Here is a 20878-nt window from a genome sequence, read left to right on the forward strand (position 1 = left end):
ATATCGTGTCAAGTTCTTCTGTAACCATACTCAAATTATAGCAACGACAGGATTCACCAAATAGCGAGCAAAACCAATATATATGGTACAAAACCAATCTCTTTACCACTTAGAATTTGATGCTAATGTACACCTTTTCAAATAGCCACTAACGCAAAAAGGGACCGTTCCTACAGCTTAATAAAAAGCCGAGGAAACAGTCCCGAATGGTGCTACTTATACCCATATCAGAGCATTATTTTACGCTGTCATACCAATCATTTACTTCTTTGGTGATTTGGTCTCCACCGCCTGATTTCCAGGTCGCTACGAAGGTATCGAAAGCTTCTAGTGGTTTATTGCCATAGATGATTTCATTAAACGTTTGGTTCTCGATCTTGTTCAGATAATCCATCTTCGATTTCATAGTTTCAGTAGTAGGACCTGTGAACATATTCTTGAAGGATTTATCCTCTTGCGCCAACAGAACCTTTGCAGCTGCAGGAGTATCCTTACCATAGTTTACAGCTACATCTTTCTCCAGACGAGTGGTTGGTTCTCCGCCATCTGCGAGGTTCAGCAGGGCTTTCATTTGGGCATCCGGAATCCGGGCACCGTCACGAACCAGCATATAACGAACGCTGTTCACATAACCACCAGCAATTTTATCATTGTCAATCATCTTACCGTTTGCATCCAGTTCATAGTCATAGCCTGCGAAGAGACCGTTATCCAGCTCGCTACCAGGCTTTGGATCAGCGAAGTTATCGAACAGATAGTTTTGATAGGTAAAGAATGCTTCTGGATTTTTCATCTTAGTGCTGATCAGCGTTACACCGTTGGTGAACTGTGTACCGTGACGCATAACTTTACCATCTGGTCCCGCTGGAATTTCAATTGGAGCCCATACAGCATCCGGAGCGTTCTTCACAGTATCCTGAAGCGGCCAACCGCTCATCCAGTAAGGTCCTGGGAGAATACCTGCCGTACCTGCCACTGCTGGTTCAGCTGTTTTGTTCTCATCCCATAGTGCTGCTTCTTGAGGAATATATCCCTTTGCGAGCCATTCCTTCATTTTTTCCAGCCCTTGCTTCATTCCCGCATTTACAGAGCCGTATTCCAGTTTACCATCAGCATCAAGATTCCATTGCTGTGGAAGCGTTCCGTAAGCACCGAAGATCCAGGAAGGATCGCCCATCCAAGTGTTCATTGATGTCTTAAAGCCGATACTAAGTGGAGTTACTTTATCTGGTGCCAAGCCATCAGGGTTCTGATTCTTGAATGCATCCATAACTTTTTCTAGCTCATCGATCGTTTTAGGTGCTTGCATATTCAGCTTGTCCAGCCAATCTTGGCGGATCCAAAGAATGTAATCATGGTTGTACGCGTAATCGAGTACAGGTAGACCCATTCTTTTGCCATCGCGGCTGTATTGGTTCCATACGTTAGGATCCTGTGCCATGGCTTCTTTCCAAGTAGCTGAAGCGTATTTATCGAACAACGTTCCCACTTCAGCATACATACCGGAATCGATCAAATCCTGAGCAATCGTGCTATCACCTGTACCAATGGTTACAACATCAGGCATTTCCTGACCTGATGACATCGACAGGCGCAGCTTGGTTCCAAATGCACCATTCGTATCAGTGATGGACCAAAGTGATTTAATGTTGATGCCGAACTTTTCTTTTGTCCACTTTGTAGCTACGTTATTCTCAATGCTTTCCCCGTTCTTGAATTTAAGCTCAGGGTCAACACCCCATACTGTTGTAATAGTTACCTCAGGATCATATTTATCCTTGTAGGCGTTTTCAGAATTTGAAGTTGTATTTGTGGTCGTATCACCAGCTGTATTCTTTCCATCAGCAGCATTATTGCTCGAGCAACCTGCAAGGCTACCTACCAAAAGCATACTCATACACAGGAGCGGTAGCCATCTCTTTTTCTTCATCGCGCTCATTTTGTTCCCCCTTAGATTCCTTAAGTGTTGGTTATGACTTAATTATAGGGAACAGAGATGATGTCGAATACGTCATTTAAACAAGGTTTCTGCACCTTTCTCAACCTCTCTATCCGTCACGAAATTCATTTGGTGTCATATTGTAGTGCTTTTTGAACATTTTGCTGAAATATTGCGGATTCTGATATCCAAGTTCAGTAGTGATTTCATAGATTTTTTTGTTAGTGTTCTTAAGCAGGTATAGTGCACGTTCCATCCGCATGCGGATAATATAGTCTCCGAGTCCTTCTCCTGTCTCTGCTTTATATATTTTAGATAAGTATACAGGGTGCAGATATACATGATCCGCTATCGTCTTGACCGACAGATCATGCCCAGAATGGTTTCCCACCAGCTCATGCACCTGCTTAATAATGTAACTTTTCGTATTCTGATCACTTTCTGAGAGTTCCTTTTGAAGCTTGTTAAGCATATCAAACGCCCAGTCCTTCAGCTTGTCAAAAGAAACAATAATGCTCTGGGTCAGCATTGGGTCGAACGCATACTGGTCGATTTGCGAGATGAATTGCCCCCCTTTATGAGCAATGTACATGAACGCATTGGTAATGGACAAAAAGACCTCATACAGATGCTCACTTGAAAAGCGTGCATTCTCCATATCTCGGAACACATCCGCGATCTTCTGCCGGGCTGTATCCCATTGTTTAGATTCCAGCAAATGAATGAGCGTTGGCGGACGATAAAGGCTTTCGAGCGATTTAATACTCATCATTTCCTGAAGATGACGGTCCTCCAGATAAAGTACCGAGCCTGTTTCATTATGTGTTGTCAAATACATAGAACTTAGGCCACTTCGATAGGCAGCCGTCATCCCTTCGGGGAAAGCAAACCACTCCGTTACGATAAGTGAAATCTCACCCTTTAGATAATTGCTAACACTAGTTCTGAAATTAGCTATCGCTGACTTAAGGATATGTTGTCTCGCTGCATCGTAATTATTCGACTTCTCTAACTCCCGCTGGATAACTGGCTTCAGTTCCACAAGCAAAATCAAACAATCATGTGGTGCTTTGCAGAACCAGACATGGAACTGCTCCTTGAAGAGCTCCTCGGCAATATTGCCGATGGCATATTCCATTAAGGAGACTGAATGATGATCCATTGCAGCATAGTGTTTACCCAGCTGAATCAATAACATCGACGCTTCAACATCCGATTCGAATGAGATTTCATATTCTTTAAGCTTTAAGGCAAGTGTCCGCTCAGACAGCACTCTGCCAAGAAGTAATTCATGCATCAAATTCGCCCGCAAGACACTGTAATCGGCCTTGCGATTATAGAGTAGCAAATGATATTTATCATGTGCCTCCCATTCGTCTTTTAGAGATTCAATCGCTCCGGAGATACTTTTAATAAACTCCTCATCACTGACTGGCTTCAAAATATAATCAAAGGCCTGTAGCTGAATCGCCTTCTTAGCGTACTGAAAATCAGAATAACCTGTCAGCAGAATTGACCGGATATCCGGCCATCTCTCGCTTACCGTTTCAATTAATTGCAACCCGGACATCCCCGGCATAGAAATATCTGTAACCATGATATCTATGTCCTGCTGCTCCAAGATATCCAGTGCCTCAGCACCTGACGCCGCCTGATGTACCTGCTTTACACCAATCTCGTCCCATGGAATCGTGCGGGCCAGACTTTCCGTTACATAGGGCTCATCATCGACTAACAATATCTCTATCATCATATTCCCTCCTAGATGTCATCCGTATTATTGTCAGTTAGGGGTAATAACCACTGAAGTTTAACCTGTAATCCACCGAGTGGTGATGGTGCAATAGTCAACCCTGCATCCTCACCAAAACGCAGCCGCATTCTCTGATGCACATTCCAAAGCCCGCAGCCCATTTCTTCATCCATCGCCTTGCCTAGCTTGTTTTCTAATTCGATAATCTCCTCCGGGGTCATGCCTATTCCGTCATCATCAACCGTTAGTACCATGACTCTTCCGTTACATGAGCCCGTAATTCGCACCAGCCCCTCTTTAGAGACAGGCTCTATCCCATGAATCACTGCATTCTCAACTAAAGGTTGAAGCACCAGTGGTGGAAGATCTCTTTTCCGCATTTGCTGCGGGATATGAACTTCATACTGAAGTCTACTCATCCTCATTTTTTGGATCTCCAGATAGTGAGTCACAAATTCCGTTTCTTCGGATAAAGCGACTAAATCACGTTCCTGGCGAGTCGTATATCTGTAATAACGGGATAAATTATGCGACATCCCAACGACAGCACCCATATTATCGAGCTTGGCCATACTTGTAATAAATGAGAAGCAATTATAGAAGAAATGCGGATTAATCTGAGATTGAAGCTGCTTTAATCTAGCTTCTCGAACATGAATTTTTTCCATTAACACGTTCTCTATCAGCATCTGAATCTGTTCTACCATACTGTTAAACCGTCCGGATAGGAAGCTGAACTCATTCTTCCCTTTGATTTCCACCCGCGTTGAGTAGTCCCCTTGCTTCAGCCTCTGGAAACCTCCAACCAACAACCTAACGGGCACTTGCACCTGAACATATAATAGATAGGCTACGAGACAGCTCATTAATAACAATGCACCAATAGCAAAATAGAATAAGCGGTTGGATGTCTGAATCGGATGCAGTATTTCTGACAGCGGCATATAATCGATTAAATACCAGCCCATTTTATCCGAATAGACGATGTTCACACTGTAGGACTCACCTTTTATGTTCACAGTGCGATTCTCGCTCTGCCTCAGCTGATCTTGTTCCAGCCTTTCTACCAACTCTTCTGCTAGCAGCTTGTCGGCACTGCGGTTAAAGATAAGTCCAGTACCCTGTTTATAATAAAAGGGATCTCTCCTGCCATCACTTTTGAATTTATCCAGCATATCTTCGATGTTACGGCTGTCGAACTCCACCTTCATAATCGTATTGACCTTTTCAGGAGAGAACTCTGACATAAAGGGTGTAAAAGAAAACCAAGAGAATACAAAATGGTCGCCATCCTGCTCAGCGATCTTCTCAACATGCCAGCCTGACTTTACTTCCCGCTTTAGATCCTCATCCGAATACGGTATTGCATCATTCTCTGAAACCATTCGATGGATGGACGGTGAATATAGATACAATTTACTCTTCCAGTTGGAGGAGCTTTCTTGGATACTGATTTTGGTCTGAATCCGCTTGATCAGGTTTATCGCATCCAGGTTCAAATGCGTTCCCTTCAAATAAGTATCCTTTAGGCTCAAAATATCAGGATCATGAATTAGCAGGATCGGCCAAGATGACAATAGTTCCATGTTGCTCTCTACTTGATTCTGAAAAAAACTCAGCTGATTGCTGTTCGAAGTATTTAACTCCGTACGTAGCACATCCGTGGTCGTCTTGTTGGAATAAAAGTAGAGGATCGTAATTGGAATTAGCATGATAACCATGATACTCACGATTTTGGTAAATAAATTATATCTATACACTTTCCTTCACACTCCGACTCAAATGTCATAGCCTCTATTGTACAAATAATCTTCCTGAACGCATAGATCAATTTCTCCCTAAAAAATGAGGTAGACAGGCAAGTTCCTGTTCAAGTACTGTTATCGTCCTCTCTATTGTAAAGGCTTAAATTATTACGCTATATGCTACGTAAGAAACATTTCTGCAGTTTTTGCAGTCGAATGTACGGTGAAGACATACAAAAAGGGATGATCTGAAAGCCTCTAGGCATTCCAGTCATCCCTTTATATAGTACAATCTGTTCATTGAGAGTTTGTTCAGAGTGTTTGCGGTTTAGTTTGTTGACTCGATATAAAGAATAAAGCGGTCCAGATCAACGCGAACCCGATAATTTGCGGTAGGGTGACGAGCTGCTGGAATACGATCCAGTTAATAATTACTCCTGTCATCGGAAAGCTTAGTTCAGCCAATGTAGCGAAGGATGCTTTGGTAGTGCTGAGCCCTTTGTAATACATTAACATACTGAGTAGTCCTGGAAGCAAAGCTTGCAGCAACAAATTTATAGCTATGGCAGCAGATGCGCCAAACCCGCCATTAATCTGCCAAGGAGCTCCTTCTAGTGTGGTAATCACGAAGAGCAAAGGCAGCGCCAATATAAATCTCAGGGAAGTCACTGTCTCATATTTCATAGACCCAAGCAGGTAACGACCCATTACTGTAGATCCACCCCACAGTGCAGCGGCTCCTAAAGCCATCAAACTGCTAACACCGATAAAGTTATTCACATGTCCAAATGGAATACTCCAGCCAAAGGTTAATAGATAGGTTCCTACCAGTGCCACAGTTATGAGGATTCCGAAATTTTTAGGCAGACGTTCTTTAAGAATTAAGGCTGCAAGACCGATAGCGAATATCGGCTGAAGCTTTTGCAGCAACAGTACTGCATTCAAGTCCCCACTGGAAAGAGCCATTGTAAATAGAATGGTTGCCCCGGCAGAACCTCCCCAGGAAACAATTAGCAAAGCTCCAATCTGGCGAAATCCAATGCCTTTTAACTCCGCCCGGTGACGCCAAAGAACAGGGGAAGCAGCCAAGAAAAGCACCACATGCTCCAAAAGAACAATTTGCGATGAGGTCAAAGATTTTAAGAGGATAATACGAAAGAGCGGATCAACGCCCCATAGTGCTGCACCGAACACAACGAGCCAAAAACCACTGCGTAACGGCGACGTGCTGCTTACCTTATTAGCTGATGATGAAGCTGTTACATTACTCATAATTCCATTCTCCTTGTCGATACAAACCCTCGATAAGAGACCAAAAACCCCCGAATCACCACAAAAGGTCGACTCGGGGGCATTATCAATAAAGACGTACAGGATAGACTCCTAGCGCCTTTATCTTATGATCCTCTCCCATCCGGACTTTACCGTCGGCTCTGGAGTTACACCAGATCAGTCACTTCTCTGCAAGCAGAACAAGTGAGTCGCGGGCTCAGTTCGCTTTGAACATTACCGCCGGTTGGGAATTTCACCCTACCCCGAGAATCTTGTATTCCGTTGTTTTTTTCACAATCTCAGAATAAACCTCTTCTTGCCATTCGTCCAGTACTTTATGAAAATATACATAAATCTTTCATGTATTACAGCTTTTTATTACATATTCTTTCGATATTATTCTACTGTTTCATCCAAAAAGCTACTGTATAATGAAATTATGTTATTTCCATACTTTAACAATAGGTACAAGGAGGTTGTTATGAAAGAATCATTTTGGATGAAGGAGTCATTCTGGACGAAGTTATTGTTCTCCTTTTTTGCTGTCGGAGTCATAGCTTTTTTAGGATTTATAGGTTCGATAATTACCGCACTTTACGGGGGACTAATGTTTTATACTCCACTTGTGGCGATTTTATCTGTGGTGATAGCTATTTATGTTGTACTCCTTATATTTAATGTGTTATCCCGAAGAACAAGCAAAATTGTATTGTTATCCATCCTCGGACTTAGTGTGCTCGTAACCGCAGGATATGAGATCAAACAAGCATATATCAACAGTATTGCCACGGTCGATGATCGAGAAGTTAATCTGGTACAATACGAACCTTTTGCCGAGAATACCAAAGCAGTCAATTTGGATAAACCTTCTACATATCGTATCGATAGCAACCTACCAAAATTGGATGGCGCAACCGCACTTTACCCACTCTATTCAGCTTTTGTGCAATCTGCTTATCCTGAGGGCAGCTATAATGCATATGATTTTCAAAAAAGCCAAGTGATTTGCAGCAGCACGCCCGAAGCTTACAAAAGACTAATTGAAGGTGAGACGGATATCATTTTTGTTGCGGCTCCTTCTCTCGCACAGCAGAAACAAGCAAAACTAAAAGGTGTCGAGCTGAACCTCACACCGATCGGCCGTGAGGCATTCGTATTTTTTGTAAATAAACGAAATGACGTAACTGGACTTTCCACCGCTCAGCTCAAAGATATTTACGCGGGTGAGATCACCAATTGGAAAGATGTAGGGGGCGCCAATAACCGAATTCGCGCTTTTCAACGACCAGAGGATAGTGGGAGCCAGACGATGCTGCAAAAGTTTATGGGGGACACTCCGCTTATGACACCACCTAAGGAAGATGTGGCAGATATTATGAGCGGAATCATTCAACAAACCTCCAGCTATCGCAATTATAAAAACGCACTCGGTTACAGCTTCTTATTCTATGCCTCGGAAATGAATCAAAGCGGGGAAATTACACTACTAGCCGTAGATGGTGTAACACCCGACAAGCAGAGTATTCGCAATGGAGAATACCCTTTGGCTACAGAGTTTTATGCTGTAACAGCTGGAAGTGATAACCCAAATATCCAGCCCTTTCTAGATTGGATTCAATCTGCTGAGGGTCAGGAATTGGTAGAGAAAACTGGTTATACCTCTATAAAATAAAATATTCTTAGGGGAAGAGAGCTAGCCCAAATGTTTGGGAAAGCTCTCTTTTTGCATTTTATACCGAAATTTTTCCTTTTCCACTCTAAAAGAGCGCAACTTTTGGAAACTATTGTCGTTTAAGATTTATATAAGCCCAAACTGCATCAAAGGAAGAAAAAGTAAGAATTGCTAGAAACCAAGAAACGGGGATGGTAGGGATTGCAGATGAAGAAGTTTGGTTTTTTGGCGTTACTGCTGCTTTTGTTGGTGCTAGTTCATCCAGGAACTGGTTATGCCGGCTCTGCAGAAACACACATCAATCTAGACGGCAATGATCTTGAGATTTCAAAAGACGCACAGGTTCAAATTGTAAATGGAAGCGTGATGGTTCCACTTCGCCTCGTTGCGGAGCAGCTTGGTTATACCGTGAAATGGGATAACGTGACCAAGACTGCAATCATTGAGCAAAAAGGAACTACATTAAAGCTTATTGTGAATAATGCGATGGCAGAAGCTTCAGGGAAACAAGTAAAATTGGACAACCCTCCGTTTCTCAGCGGTAGCACAACCCTCGTACCTTTAAGATTCGTTGGAGAGCAGACAGGAACCACTGTCGGTTGGGATAATGTTACTAAAACGGTATATTTAACTTCTCCAGCACCCGAGATTGGCGGAGACGATGCAGAAACTACAGTTCCAGATACATCTGTAACCGCACCCTCCAATAACGGATCCAATGGTAACACAGCAACTGACAGAGATACATCGACTACAGCACTCACTAATCTTAGCTTCGTCGATAACAAACTAATCCTTGCGGTGAACGGTAGTGTAACACCTAGTGTATTCACTATGACAGATAAGGACCGGATTGTCGTAGATTTACCAAACACCAGCTTTGGCGACAGCTTTCATCAGAACCTTTCCGTCGGAAAAAACCAAAGTGGACAGTTGACGATTGCCGAATATCCTAATGTCTCAACCATTCGTTATTCATTATTCAGTAGTTCTCCATCTACGATCCGGATCGTTATTGATCTGAACAGCCCTAACAGCTATAGCTTGATAAATGCTAACGATGGACTTATTATAGTGGATCTAAATGGGACTAGCGTTACAACTCCTGAAACCACCTTACCTGAAGTGCCGGTTACAACGTCTCCGCCAGCTACCGGCAACACAGATAAGAAGGTAATTGTCATTGATGCAGGACATGGTGGGAAAGATCCAGGGAGTTCAAGTGTTAACAAGCTTAAAGAGAAAGATTTCACCTTACCAACAGCATTGAAAATTGCAGAATTACTAAAGAAAGAGCCAAATATCGAGGTTGTGCTCACTCGAAGTGATGATACATACCCGACTCTGCAGGATAGATCTAACCTGGCCAATAAGGTAAAGGCTGATCTGTTCATCTCTGTTCATGCCAATAGTATCCCGGTGGGTGGTAAGAGCAACCCTAGCGGCACAGAGACCTACTACACGCGTAATGATAGCTTGTTATTCGCTCAAACCGTTCATAAATATCTCTCAGTCGCTACCGGTCTTCAGGATCGAGGGGTTCGTCAAGCGAATTATCATGTAACAAGAGAAACTAAAATGCCTGCCATTCTATTAGAATGTGGTTACTTAAGTAATACCAAGGATGAAGCCCTACTCTACACCGCAGACTTTCAGAACAAAGTAGCGAGTGCCGTAGTTTCAGGGATCAAGGAATATTTAGGTCGATAAAAAAAGGGGAGCCCATTAGCCATTCTTGGCTGAGAAGCTCCCCTGTCTGTTTATTCTTGTTTGTTATTTCCAAACGCCCATTCGTTCTTTTAGATTGGAGGTATGCAGCTCCAGCTGTATACCGTCTGGGTCGAGAAAGTTAACCGTCCAGCCAACTCCCCGTTTAACAGGTCCCCTGATCAATCGCACTTCGTGGGCTTGCAATATATGAACAGCTTCCTCGAAATGTTCCTCCGCTATGCTAAAGGCAATATGGTCTATCCCAATTACACTATCTATGGATTTGGTAAATTCAGGGTTTTCGATGAGGCAAATCCACGCGCTTCCCCATTCCAGATAGGCATCTGTATTTCCCTTGTGGATTAGCTGAAGACCCAAAATACCTGTATAGAAATTCAACGAACGTGATAAATCACTCACATTTACCGTCACATGATTAAATCCTTGGACCTTCATCCTCATTCATCCCCTCAAACTTCTCACACCAAGATAGAGACAATTCTCTTGCGCTTCTCTGAATCGGGATCTTTAGTCACTCGCATCTCTTCATCAAAGATCAAAGTTGCACGTTCTTCCAGCGTATACTCAGGCCATGATAGCTCAGCTGTAGCTGGGTTTCCTCGATGAGCAAAGGCAATCCATGCCGCATGCATACTGTCAGCCAATTTTTGCATCGCCGGTGTAATTTCCGCACCCAAGCGAGTTACATGAGACAGATTGTTAAAAGCATAGGCAATTTCCGCACCATGTACTGCCTTATTTAACAGTGGATGACCAGGAACTGTCCCATCAAAACGATACATCCAGACAGGCGCATGGGCCAATTGATTCTCTGCTAAGGATATGGAGGTTCCCCAGAAATAAAGATCCGTTAGAATCTCTGCCTGTCCCTCCCATGTAGAAGAATAGTGACTGGCAACCTCCGCTAAACTTCCAGTTCCCATCATCTGCTCCAGCGCCTTGAGCGATTCATCAAAATCTGCACCAGGTGTTTCTCCCCTGAAAAATAAATTACCCTCATCTCGATTGGTTCCTATCAACAATGGGATACCCTGCGCCGATCCTAACGCTACAGCCTGCGCAGGATCTTGGGGAAGCGTATCCCCATCAATAACAGGCTGAAATAACATGCCTATTGAACCACCCGTTAATTTAATGGTCATTCTTGTGGCTGCTTCAATAATTTGTTCCGCTGAGAATGTATTAAGTAAGCTAGTATCTCCCTTAGGAGAAATACCTAGTTCAGTAAGTAGTGCTATTGCAATATCTTTTCCTTGCCGATTTGGCAACGTTTGAGCAGCTCCACTTTGCATAATCGCCCCTGCAAATAATCCCTTCGCAGCAGGCATAGCCAATAGTGCGGCGATACTCATACTGCCAGCTGATTCTCCGAATACCGTGACTCGCTGCGGGTCGCCTCCAAAGGCGGCAATATTAAGCTTTACCCATTCCAGTGCGGCAATTTGATCCAGCAAGCCTTGATTTGAAGCAAATCCGTCACCAAGTGAAGACAGATGCATAAAGCCAAACGGTCCCAATCGATAATTAATCGTCACCAAGACCACATTCCCGTGCTCCGCGAAGCTAGTGCCGTCAAACTGTGGCTGACTACCCGCACCAGTCACAAATGTCCCCCCGTGAATCCAGACCATTACAGGAAGTACCTCGACTTGGGACGCAGGTGACCATACATTTAAGTATAAACAATCCTCAGCATGACGAGGCGTTAAGCCGCCGAAACGCGTACCTTTCTTATCCGCTGGCTGATGGCTAACTGGACCAAATTCAGAAGCATCTCTAATTCCGCTCCAAGCTTCTGGTGGCTGCGGCGCACGAAATCGAAGCCCTCCAACTGGCGGAGCGGCAAAAGGGATTCCACGCCAAACGTTCACGCCACCCTCCTCTCGTCCTTGAAGCTTACCGTAAGAGGTTACTGCTATCGGTCCTACCATTACATTTCACCCTTCCACGTTATTCCTTATTCTCTTCAATCTGCTTATACAATCCGGACTGGAACCGGAACCATTGAAAAATATGTGTAAATACGACCTTGAGTACCGCGTAACCAGGAACTGCAAGGATAATACCAAGAATGCCGAACATTTTTCCGGCAAAAATAATCACAAAAATGATCGTGATCGGATGAATCTTCAGGGTCTTGCCCATAATTTGCGGAGAGATAAACTTCCCTTCAATCAGCTGTACAGCCGTCCAGACGATGATCATCTTCAGCAGCATAAATGGTGAAGTGACCATAGCCACAATTAATGCCGGTGTAATAGCAATTGCCGGACCCAAATAAGGAACAACTGCTGTACAAGCAGCGGCAATGGCAAGAACAAGTGAATACTCCAGACCAATAATCAAATAGCCAATATAGAGCAGCGCACCAATACAGCAGCTTACTATAATTTGTCCTCGAATATAGGAAGATACCTGGGCGTTCATTTCCGACATTACCATCCGAGTTTGCGGCTGCAGCGCGGTAGGTACAAATTTCAAAATGTAATCCGGCAATCTTTTTCCATCACGAAGCAAGTAGAATAGAATAAACGGTGTTGTTACCACCGCCAGCACAATCTCCGTAACGGCTCCGACGAAGCTCCCTACACCTGTTAGTGCATTATTCAGAAAAGAAGTGCCCCAAGCCGTAATTTTACTGGTAATTTCACTTAGGTTGGTTCCTATACTATCTTGTACTTGACCAAAGAATTCGCTGCCTGTCAGGTTCATAAACCGTTCCTGAATCAAATCACTATACCTTGGAAAATCGTCGATCAAACCAGATAATTGCGTTCGAAGAATTGGAATCACCATGACCAGAATCAGCGTGATGATGCCCGCAATTATCAGATAAAGAATGATGATTGCATATACACGTTTCATCCTGAATCTTTTTTCCATTCGGTCTACTAGCGGATTTAGCAAGTAATAAGCGATACCCGATAGTAACAATGGTGCAGCCACTGTGTGCAGCAATACAGATATAGGCGTGAAAATAAACGGTATCTTTGAGAACACTAGGATAGTTAACCCAGTTAACAATAAAATAAGTAAGCTTACTACAAATTTATTGTTCAGAAAAAACTTTTTAAACTTCTCCGGCCACACCTGCAGCCTCTCCATCGTACCCTCTCCCCCATGCGCCACCTTATATGAAGTGTTATTTTATTCACTTTTTAATAGCATAGTCAACGTTAGGGGCGCAAGTCAAATTTGATGTCCGCGATTCTGCCCGCCTCCACAAAACCAATCGATTGATATACTTTGTTGGAATCCGGGTTTTTGGCATCCGCATAAAGCATTGGTGTTCCCTCTTCATGGAGCAATTGTGAACATATTTCTGCCACGATTGCGCTAGCATACCCTTTTTTTTCGATGAGCGCGAAGCGTATATACTTCAATTATTCGAGCATGTCTCGAAGTCTGGTGAGCGATGTTAGCCATAGAGACTGGGATATCATCTACACCCCATAGATACAACCTCCCTGAGCTAGCAGCCTCTTTAGCCATTTGGAACAGCAATTCAGGCTGAACAGGTTTGCCAAAAGCATCCTCTGAGAAGCCTGCCATGAATTCTGCAATCGTAGTAATGTATTCTTCAGTCGCAAGTCGTAAGTATCCTTCAACATTTGCGGGCTTCTTTACCACTAAGCAGTGATAAGCCTCAAGCATCATATATGTATGAAAAATTTTCTCATGAAATTCACAAAAAGCTTCCGCAAATAACTGTGCCGTTTCTGGCTCACCTGACACGCCTGGAAAGTCATGATCCTTCACATATTCGACTAGCTTCTGTATCAAATCTCCTCTCTGTTCCAGTCCCATATCCTGTGAGATCCAGAACAAGATCATTCACAGTAAACCTCTTAAACATGTCTATTCCCCCTAGATCTTTCTTTCATTCAAGCATAATCCCGGGCTGAACAAAAAGGAACGGCATTGCCCTCCTGAAAAGACAAAAAAACCGCCAGCGCTTTGGCGGTGTTCCAACCTTATATCCTATGAATTCCCCTTGCTTCCAAGCTTCATTTATGGACGGCTATTTTTTCTTCTTCCCTTTAGCTCCCTTGTCATCCACTGCAATCAGCTGACCATCATATGTATACAGTAGATGATCTTCAAGTTTCTCACCCTGTAAATGCTTACGTACTAACGACTTCGCTAATTTGGGAGTGATCTCTTTATACCAAACCCCTTCAGGGTATGCAATCACAACGCAGGAATCTGAACATCTACCATTACAACGAGTTACCGTCGTATGAATAAGACTCTGTGCACCTTGCTTCTCAATCTCATCTTCTATCGCTTCAGCTACTTCCTCACCTTTGTGTTTCTTGCAGCTGCTACCATTACATATCAACAAATGACTTACGGTTCCTTGTAAATTCCAAGTTGTCATGAAATCCCCATTCCTTTCATGCCTAAAATATCCCCACAAAGTGAGCCTTTGCTTCGATGCATACTCAGGTACTTTGCGGGGCTCCAATATATACTTTCTTATTCGTTAACATAATTCTGTTAGCGGATTATTCTAAACACTATCATAAGCACCATTATAGTCAATAGAAAGAAAGACTGGTATACTATAATTGAGAATGATTATCATTGAAAAAAGGGAGCGATATCTAACATGCCCATCCAGTCCGGCGGGATGCCACATCATTCCCATCCTTTTTATATGCCTGTCAAGATTAGTAGTCTAACAGGCCTCTCACACTTCCTAACCGATAACATCCCAGCAGCTAACTCCATTATTATGATTGTCTGGGAAGGCATAGGTCAGCTTGAGATAGATGGTGAGCTTCACAGCGTCAAACCCGGAAGTATCCTTACTTTTAGCGTATCTTCAGATTTGAAGCTGGAAACAGAGCTACAGTTACAGGGAATATGGATAGAGTACACCACCATAGCCAATCGTAGGCAAGAGGATTATTTTCTAACTGTCAGCTCCACATTAGACCCCGCTTCCACACAATTGTTGGCACTGTCCGGTGAGCTTTACAGTGCTTGGATAGAACCAGATGATCGAAAACCGTTTAAGGTTCAGCAGCTGTTCACTCAATTCATTACGGAGCTTTATCAGGAACTGGCTACAAAAAAGGAGAGATCAGGAAGCTGGCTTGAAATTGTATTTGAATACATAGAAGCTCATTACAATGAAGATATCACTCGGGAGCAGATGGCTACGTTAGCTGGAGTAAGCCCCGAACACTTCTCTCGTACCTTTCGTAAAATCATGGGTCAAACTTTTAGTGCTTATATTACTCTGTTAAGAATCCGTAAAGCGCAGCAACGAATCCTCACAAGTTCCCCAAATCTAACAACTCTAGCCCACGAGGTTGGTTATGAAGAAGGGTCTTATCTGAGCCGTAAATTCAAGCAACTTGTCGGTATTTCACCTACAGCTTATCAGCACATGAACAAAAAAATTGTAGCCTTGAACTACAATCACACGGCTATCCTACGGGTACTGGAAATTATGCCTCAACTCGGCGTTTATTCCGATTGGCAACGGAGCTTGGAGCAAGTTCCACCTTCCAAACAACTAATAATGAGCGAAGGTAGTTCTTCCCTCCTATTCGATTCGGTAGCCTCAGCAGAGCCAGATGTCATTATCAGCTACAGTATTCCTGAGAATAAGCTCCTGACTCCTGTTGCTCCGGTTATTGAACTCCCCTTTATGCAAATGAGCTGGAGAGAGCAATTTGGTTTGATCGCCGATGTAGTCAATCGGCGGGAGCGAGCAGAGAAATGGTTAGGTCATTACGATGGGCTCTGCCATGCTGCCAATAAGAAACTGAACCATTCGATAGGATCGGAAAGAGGGACAGCCATCGTTTGGGAGCTTAGTTCCCGAGCAGCGTATTGTTTCAGTAGCAGTTACGGAAGGGGTTGCCAGATTTTATACGGAGATCTTGGATTCAAACCACCAGCCATCATTATGGAGAACGGAATAATGGATTCCGGGTATCTTGTTTCATCTATTGAGGAAATCGGAAACTATCCTGCAGACTATATTATTATCACTAGCATTCCATCATCATCAGAGGGAAGAAATCGCCTCACTCGCCTTCTGCATTCCCGTACTTGGAAGCAATTAGATGCAGTTCGTAACAACCGGGTATACATTCTGAACCAAGCGGACATGTTCTATGGATTTGATCCATTGTCTTCTCAAGCACAGCTACAAGAATTGCTACGTGTGATGACATCATAAATATGCACAACCAAAGATCATATTCGTCCATAGTAAATACCCAGAGAAGATTGTAAAGTTTTTATTGAGAATGATAATCAATTACCATAGGAGGAACAACAAATTGCATAATCTACAAAAGAACACTACCAAACGGAATCATTGGCTTCTATTTCCCCTCATGCTGACGTTAATTCTAGTCATCTCAGCTTGTGGAAATTCCAATACTTCGGTGGAGAATACAGGCGGTACCAGCAACACAAGTAATTCAGCAGCAACCCAAACACCAACCGAAAAGAATCAAGAAGCAGAAAGTGCTGAAACCCCTACTGTCAAAACAGTAAATACCGTAAAAGGTGATGTTGAAATCCCTGTTCATCCTAAACGAATTGTCGCTGAGGAATACTTGGGAAGTCTAATAGCACTTGATACTATTCCAATCGGAGCTCCAGGTTTGACCCTAGAAAATATGTATTATAAGGAGGCTCTTACCGGTGTTGCAGACACAGGAGCGTACGGTAAAATGTCACCAGAAAAAATCATCGCACTAAATCCTGACTTGATAATTTCGGGACAAGCAGAAAGCTATGAAACGCTTAGCAAAATTGCCCCTACCATCATTGTGCCTTACGGGGATCTAAAGGATGCTCATGCAGAATTAACCTATTTCGGAGAGCTCCTTGGAAAGGAACAAGAAGCAAAGACTTGGCTTGCAGATTATGACAAACGGATAGCCGAAGCTAAAGCAAAAGTGGACAAGGTCCTCCCGGCAGATGCAACCTTCTCCATCATGGAAGACGGTGGGAAATCCATCTGGGTCTACGGTGATAACTTTGGTAGAGGTGGACAACCCATCTATCAGGCGTTAGGTCGCAAGCCGCCTACAGCTGTGGCAGCAGAGATTATGGAGAAGCAATGGGCGGAAATCTCAAAAGAAGCGCTTGCTAAGTATGCCGGAGATTATATTATCTTAACCTCCAACAACCTTACTGAAGCGGATTACAAGGCAGATTCATTCTGGGGCAACCTTCCCGCTGTCAAAAATGGACACCTCTATGTATGGAAAGAAGAACGTTCCTGGTACTATGACCCTATCGCGGTATTAACCCAGACCGAAGACCTCGCCGATTGGCTAATTAATAATAAATAATGCAAGAGTAAAAAGGGATGTCCGAAGCCATAGAGGCTTAGCGGACATCCCTTTATTCTTCTATAATTCCTACAAAGATCTCATTACATTCTGAAGAGATTTTATCTCATAAATGGAATTTAAACTTATTGAAAAGACTTCAGCACTGCTACAATCTCATCAAGCTGCTTGTCCAGTGCATAAGCATCCGAGAAGTAATAGGTTTTGACATCGTAATTAAATACATGTCCGGCCTTCACAGCGGGAAGGTTTTTCTAAATAGGACTGTCTAGTACATCCATCTTATCCTGCTCTACACCACGGCTGGAGCCTTGGAATATATAATCAGCTTCCCCTAGATACTCTGGGATGACTTCGTGTGAGAGGGACGCCCAGCCTTCTTTAAAAGCGACATCATGTACAAGATCAGGATGGTTCTTTCATTTGATAAGTCGTACCTGGGTTTAAGAAAAGGGGGCTTCATTTCTTCTCCCTTCCAGAACATCCGGCTTTCAACCTTGAAATATAAAGAAGGCGCATAAGGCTTCTATCCGCTCGAAATGGATAAGAAACCCTATACGCTCAACACTAAACTCCAACTCTATTCCTTGAGAAGTTACCGGTATTAATGGTCGTCAACGACGCCAAGCGCCTTATTCTTCTCCTTGAACCGCTCATTGTGAGATGACACATAAGCAACTTTAGCCGCAGTTGGATCTATGAACAGCTTGGCACTATTAAGCGCCAGAACCGCATCCGTGAAAGCACCTGCAATTAAACGCACCTTGCTCGTATAATCCACAAAGTCACCGGCTGCAAATATGCCTGGGAGATTGGTCTCCAGCTTATCCGATACATTCGCACACCATTCACCCATATCAAGGCCCCACTCTTTTAACGGTCCAAAATCGCTCTTAAGACCATGATTTACGATCACTGCATCCACTTCAAATTGCTCTGTTTCACCTGTCTCTATGTGGTGGATCGTCACTTGATCTATCGTTTCTCCATTACTGCTGTGTAATTGGCTTACTGCATACGGCACGCGCACATTGACTGAAGATTCCTTCATCCGCACAATATTTTTCTCATGCCCCCCAAACTGTTCACGGCGATGCACAATCGTTACACTTGCTGCGATGGACTCCAGTTCATTCGCCCAGTCTACTGCGGAGTCTCCTCCACCGGAAATCAGCACTCTTTTGCCACGGAATGGCTCCAGCTCTTGAACGGTATAATGAAGATTCGTCACCTCATAACGGTCCGCACCTTCAATTTCGAGCTTAGCCATTTGTAGAATTCCGTAGCCTATTGCCAAAATGACTGTGCGGGTCCAGTGTTGTTCACCGGTTGACGAAGTTAAGATATATGTCCCATCTTCTTGTCTCTCCTGATTTAGAATCTGCTGCCCCAGAACAATAGTTGGTTCAAAGGTCTGAGCCTGCTCCTTGAGCTGACCAATCAGCTGATGACAGAGCGTCGGAGTTACGCCTCCTACGTCCCAGATCATTTTTTCAGGATATATAAGCATTCTTCCCCCAAGCTCATCTTTAGCTTCAATCAACTTCGTCTTCAAGTCTCTCATACCACTATAAAAAGCTGTATACATCCCAGCAGGTCCGCCGCCAATAATCGTTACATCGTATAATTCCAGTTGATTGTTCATTATGTCCCTCCAATAGTATATTCTGTCGATGTTCTGAGCTGCTTACGCCCCAAACTGAGCCTCGTGTAATCGGCTGTAAATTCCGGTGGTCTGTAACAGTTCTTCATGTCTGCCTTGTTCTGCGATACCGCCTTCCGCAACGACAACGATACGGTCGGCATTCTTGATCGTTGCCAGCCGATGAGCAATAACAAGTGTCGTACGACCTTGTGACAACTCCGCAAGCGCCTCCTGAATAGCGGACTCCGTCTCAGTATCCAGTGCTGATGTAGCTTCGTCTAGAATGAGAATCGTTGGATTCTTCAGGAACATCCGGGCAATGGACAGCCGCTGCTTCTGACCTCCAGAAAGCTTCACGCCCCGCTCCCCGATCATCGTATCCAGCCCAGCAGGCTGGGATTTGATCAGTTCTTCCAGTTGAGCGCGCCGCGCTGCCTCCCAGATTTCTTCATCGGAGGCACCCAACCGCCCGTAAGCAATATTCTCACGGATCGTTCCGTCAAACAGAAACACATCTTGCTGTACAATCCCAATATGGGAACGGAGAGATTCAAGCGTCATGGAGCGAATGTCCATTCCATCAATAGTAATGTTGCCTCCAGTTACATCATAGAAGCGAGGTAGCAAACTGCACAACGTTGTCTTACCCGCACCGGATGGACCAACCAGAGCAACGGTCTCTCCTGCTGGAATTGATAGATTCACATGCTCGAGTACCTTTTCTTTATCGCTATAGGCGAAAGCCACATCATGGAAGGCTATATTCCCCGTAAGATGATGAACTGGCTTCGCATCTTGTGCATCAGCAACATCCGGCTCCGTCTCCAGCAGTTCGAGATAACGTTTGAAGCCTGCAATTCCTTTGGGATATGTCTCAATGACTGAGTTAATCTGTTGCAACGGTCCTAAGAAAACATTGGACAACATCACAAATGCAATGAATTCTCCGTAAGTCATTTGCTTCTGAATCACAAAATAGGTTCCGCACAGTAGGACAAATAAAGAGACTAGTTTCATCAATACAAAGCTAAAAGAGGAGTTCCATGCCATAATCCGATAGGTCATCAGCTTCGTAATACGGAAGCGCTCATTATTCACCGCAAAGCGGGAAATTTCATGATTCTCGTTAGCAAAAGCTTGCACAACACGGATCCCGCTCACATTGTTCTCTACGCGTGCGTTATAGTCGGCAATGTCCGCGAACATGATGTGAAAGGCTTTAGACATTTTTCGGCTGAAGTACATGGATAAATAAATCATAAGCGGAACGATCACAAACGTCAGAATAGCTAATTGCCAATTGATACTCAGCATGATGCCGAATACACCGAGCAGCGTCATGACTGCTATAAAGAGATCCTCCGGTCCATGGTGGGCAATCTCACCGATATCCATCAGATCATTTGTCATTCGGGATACCAGATGACCCGTCTTGTTATTGTCAAAAAAGTTGAAAGACAGCTTTTGTACTCGATCAAACAGCTTCTTTCTCATATCCGATTCGATATTAATCCCCAGCTTATGCCCCCAGTAAGTGACGACAAAATGCATAAAGGCGCTGACAATATAGATCCCCAGCAAGCCGAGGCAGGAATAGAGGATCCATCTCCAATTGCCTGTTGGCAGCAGATCATCTACTACCCGGTTAACAGCCAATGGAAAGACTAGTTCTAGTAGTGCAGCAGCAATAGCACAAGAAAAATCAAGAATAAACAATCCCTTATAGGGCCTATAGTAAGCAAAAAAACGACGCAACATGGTAAGAATTCGCTCCTTCTGGTGAGAGATCAGCC

16 protein-coding genes and 1 riboswitch are annotated in these 20878 nt (G+C 43.8%); of the genes, 4 read left to right on the forward strand and 12 right to left on the reverse strand.

Annotated features, from left to right (window positions below; all coding sequences use genetic code 11):
- Positions 1 to 235: 235 nt before the first annotated feature.
- The 4 genes from NST74_RS20550 to NST74_RS20565 all read right to left on the reverse strand — a co-directional run bounded on the left by NST74_RS20550 (position 236) and on the right by NST74_RS20565 (position 6709).
- A complete protein-coding gene (locus NST74_RS20550; protein ID WP_341114155.1) occupies positions 236 to 1939 on the reverse strand; it encodes a sugar ABC transporter in 1704 nt (567 codons plus the stop codon).
- 109 nt (positions 1940 to 2048) lie between these two features.
- A complete protein-coding gene (locus tag NST74_RS20555; protein ID WP_341115938.1) occupies positions 2049 to 3689 on the reverse strand; it encodes a response regulator transcription factor in 1641 nt (546 codons plus the stop codon).
- Positions 3690 to 3700: 11 nt separating this feature from the next.
- A complete protein-coding gene (locus NST74_RS20560) occupies positions 3701 to 5413 on the reverse strand; it encodes a sensor histidine kinase (protein WP_341115939.1) in 1713 nt (570 codons plus the stop codon).
- A gap of 336 nt (positions 5414 to 5749) precedes the next feature.
- Positions 5750 to 6709 carry a DMT family transporter gene (locus NST74_RS20565; protein WP_042129693.1) on the reverse strand — a complete coding sequence of 320 codons (960 nt, stop codon included), beginning with the start codon at positions 6707 to 6709 and terminating at the stop codon, positions 5750 to 5752.
- A 126-nt stretch (positions 6710 to 6835) separates the two neighbouring features.
- A riboswitch (FMN riboswitch) is annotated at positions 6836 to 6984 on the reverse strand.
- Positions 6985 to 7190: 206 nt separating this feature from the next.
- On the opposite strand from NST74_RS20565, the gene NST74_RS20570 reads away from it, so the two are divergent.
- A complete protein-coding gene (locus tag NST74_RS20570; protein WP_341114158.1) occupies positions 7191 to 8381 on the forward strand; it encodes a PstS family phosphate ABC transporter substrate-binding protein in 1191 nt (396 codons plus the stop codon).
- Positions 8382 to 8588: 207 nt separating this feature from the next.
- Positions 8589 to 10091, forward strand: a complete 1503-nt coding sequence (locus NST74_RS20575; RefSeq protein WP_042132331.1) for an N-acetylmuramoyl-L-alanine amidase family protein — start codon at positions 8589 to 8591, stop codon at positions 10089 to 10091.
- Between the two features lie 63 nt (positions 10092 to 10154).
- On the opposite strand, the gene NST74_RS20580 is transcribed toward NST74_RS20575, so the two are convergent.
- The 6 genes from NST74_RS20580 to NST74_RS20605 form a co-directional block, all read right to left on the reverse strand.
- Positions 10155 to 10547, reverse strand: a complete 393-nt coding sequence (locus NST74_RS20580; RefSeq protein WP_076121458.1) for a VOC family protein — start codon at positions 10545 to 10547, stop codon at positions 10155 to 10157.
- A gap of 23 nt (positions 10548 to 10570) precedes the next feature.
- Entirely contained in the window at positions 10571 to 12043 is a 1473-nt protein-coding gene (locus tag NST74_RS20585; RefSeq protein WP_341114159.1) for a carboxylesterase/lipase family protein, read from the reverse strand.
- A 19-nt stretch (positions 12044 to 12062) separates the two neighbouring features.
- The gene (locus NST74_RS20590) at positions 12063 to 13217 is read right to left on the reverse strand and encodes an AI-2E family transporter (protein ID WP_042129699.1); all 1155 of its coding nucleotides are present in this window, start codon (positions 13215 to 13217) and stop codon (positions 12063 to 12065) included.
- Between the two features lie 71 nt (positions 13218 to 13288).
- Positions 13289 to 13441: a GNAT family N-acetyltransferase gene (locus NST74_RS20595; RefSeq protein WP_341114162.1), complete on the reverse strand. Its 153-nt coding sequence runs from the start codon at positions 13439 to 13441 to the stop codon at positions 13289 to 13291.
- Between the two features lie 7 nt (positions 13442 to 13448).
- Complete coding sequence (locus tag NST74_RS20600; RefSeq protein WP_341114163.1) at positions 13449 to 13946, reverse strand: hypothetical protein; 498 nt, start codon at positions 13944 to 13946, stop codon at positions 13449 to 13451.
- Positions 13947 to 14133: 187 nt separating this feature from the next.
- Positions 14134 to 14493 (reverse strand): (2Fe-2S) ferredoxin domain-containing protein, encoded by a 360-nt coding sequence (locus NST74_RS20605; protein ID WP_042129701.1) that lies wholly within the window; start codon positions 14491 to 14493, stop codon positions 14134 to 14136.
- A 231-nt stretch (positions 14494 to 14724) separates the two neighbouring features.
- Between NST74_RS20605 and NST74_RS20610 the strand changes: the two genes are divergently transcribed.
- Positions 14725 to 16311 carry an AraC family transcriptional regulator gene (locus NST74_RS20610; RefSeq protein ID WP_341114165.1) on the forward strand — a complete coding sequence of 529 codons (1587 nt, stop codon included), beginning with the start codon at positions 14725 to 14727 and terminating at the stop codon, positions 16309 to 16311.
- Between the two features lie 103 nt (positions 16312 to 16414).
- Complete coding sequence (locus tag NST74_RS20615) at positions 16415 to 17440, forward strand: ABC transporter substrate-binding protein (protein ID WP_341114167.1); 1026 nt, start codon at positions 16415 to 16417, stop codon at positions 17438 to 17440.
- 604 nt (positions 17441 to 18044) lie between these two features.
- Here the strand turns inward: NST74_RS20615 and NST74_RS20620 are convergent.
- A complete protein-coding gene (locus NST74_RS20620; RefSeq protein WP_341114168.1) occupies positions 18045 to 19085 on the reverse strand; it encodes an NAD(P)/FAD-dependent oxidoreductase in 1041 nt (346 codons plus the stop codon).
- 42 nt (positions 19086 to 19127) lie between these two features.
- Positions 19128 to 20843: an ABC transporter ATP-binding protein gene (locus NST74_RS20625; RefSeq protein ID WP_341114169.1), complete on the reverse strand. Its 1716-nt coding sequence runs from the start codon at positions 20841 to 20843 to the stop codon at positions 19128 to 19130.
- Positions 20844 to 20878: the final 35 nt, after the last annotated feature.

It is taken from the genome of Paenibacillus sp. FSL F4-0125, assembly GCF_038008565.1.
Lineage (GTDB): Bacteria > Bacillota > Bacilli > Paenibacillales > Paenibacillaceae > Paenibacillus_AQ.

Excerpts from the sequence above, each read along its gene's own strand:
- NST74_RS20550 (WP_341114155.1), bottom strand. The coding sequence starts at position 1,939 with ATGAGCGCGATGAAGAAAAAGAGATGGCTACCGCTCCTGTGTATGAGT.
- NST74_RS20555 (WP_341115938.1), bottom strand. The coding sequence starts at position 3,689 with ATGATAGAGATATTGTTAGTCGATGATGAGCCCTATGTAACGGAAAGT.
- NST74_RS20560 (WP_341115939.1), bottom strand. The coding sequence starts at position 5,413 with ATGGTTATCATGCTAATTCCAATTACGATCCTCTACTTTTATTCCAAC.
- NST74_RS20565 (WP_042129693.1), bottom strand. The coding sequence starts at position 6,709 with ATGAGTAATGTAACAGCTTCATCATCAGCTAATAAGGTAAGCAGCACG.
- NST74_RS20570 (WP_341114158.1), top strand. The coding sequence starts at position 7,191 with ATGAAAGAATCATTTTGGATGAAGGAGTCATTCTGGACGAAGTTATTG.
- NST74_RS20575 (WP_042132331.1), top strand. The coding sequence starts at position 8,589 with ATGAAGAAGTTTGGTTTTTTGGCGTTACTGCTGCTTTTGTTGGTGCTA.
- NST74_RS20580 (WP_076121458.1), bottom strand. The coding sequence starts at position 10,547 with ATGAAGGTCCAAGGATTTAATCATGTGACGGTAAATGTGAGTGATTTA.
- NST74_RS20585 (WP_341114159.1), bottom strand. The coding sequence starts at position 12,043 with ATGGTAGGACCGATAGCAGTAACCTCTTACGGTAAGCTTCAAGGACGA.
- NST74_RS20590 (WP_042129699.1), bottom strand. The coding sequence starts at position 13,217 with ATGGAGAGGCTGCAGGTGTGGCCGGAGAAGTTTAAAAAGTTTTTTCTG.
- NST74_RS20600 (WP_341114163.1), bottom strand. The coding sequence starts at position 13,946 with ATGATCTTGTTCTGGATCTCACAGGATATGGGACTGGAACAGAGAGGA.
- NST74_RS20605 (WP_042129701.1), bottom strand. The coding sequence starts at position 14,493 with ATGACAACTTGGAATTTACAAGGAACCGTAAGTCATTTGTTGATATGT.
- NST74_RS20610 (WP_341114165.1), top strand. The coding sequence starts at position 14,725 with ATGCCCATCCAGTCCGGCGGGATGCCACATCATTCCCATCCTTTTTAT.
- NST74_RS20620 (WP_341114168.1), bottom strand. The coding sequence starts at position 19,085 with ATGAACAATCAACTGGAATTATACGATGTAACGATTATTGGCGGCGGA.
- NST74_RS20625 (WP_341114169.1), bottom strand. The coding sequence starts at position 20,843 with ATGTTGCGTCGTTTTTTTGCTTACTATAGGCCCTATAAGGGATTGTTT.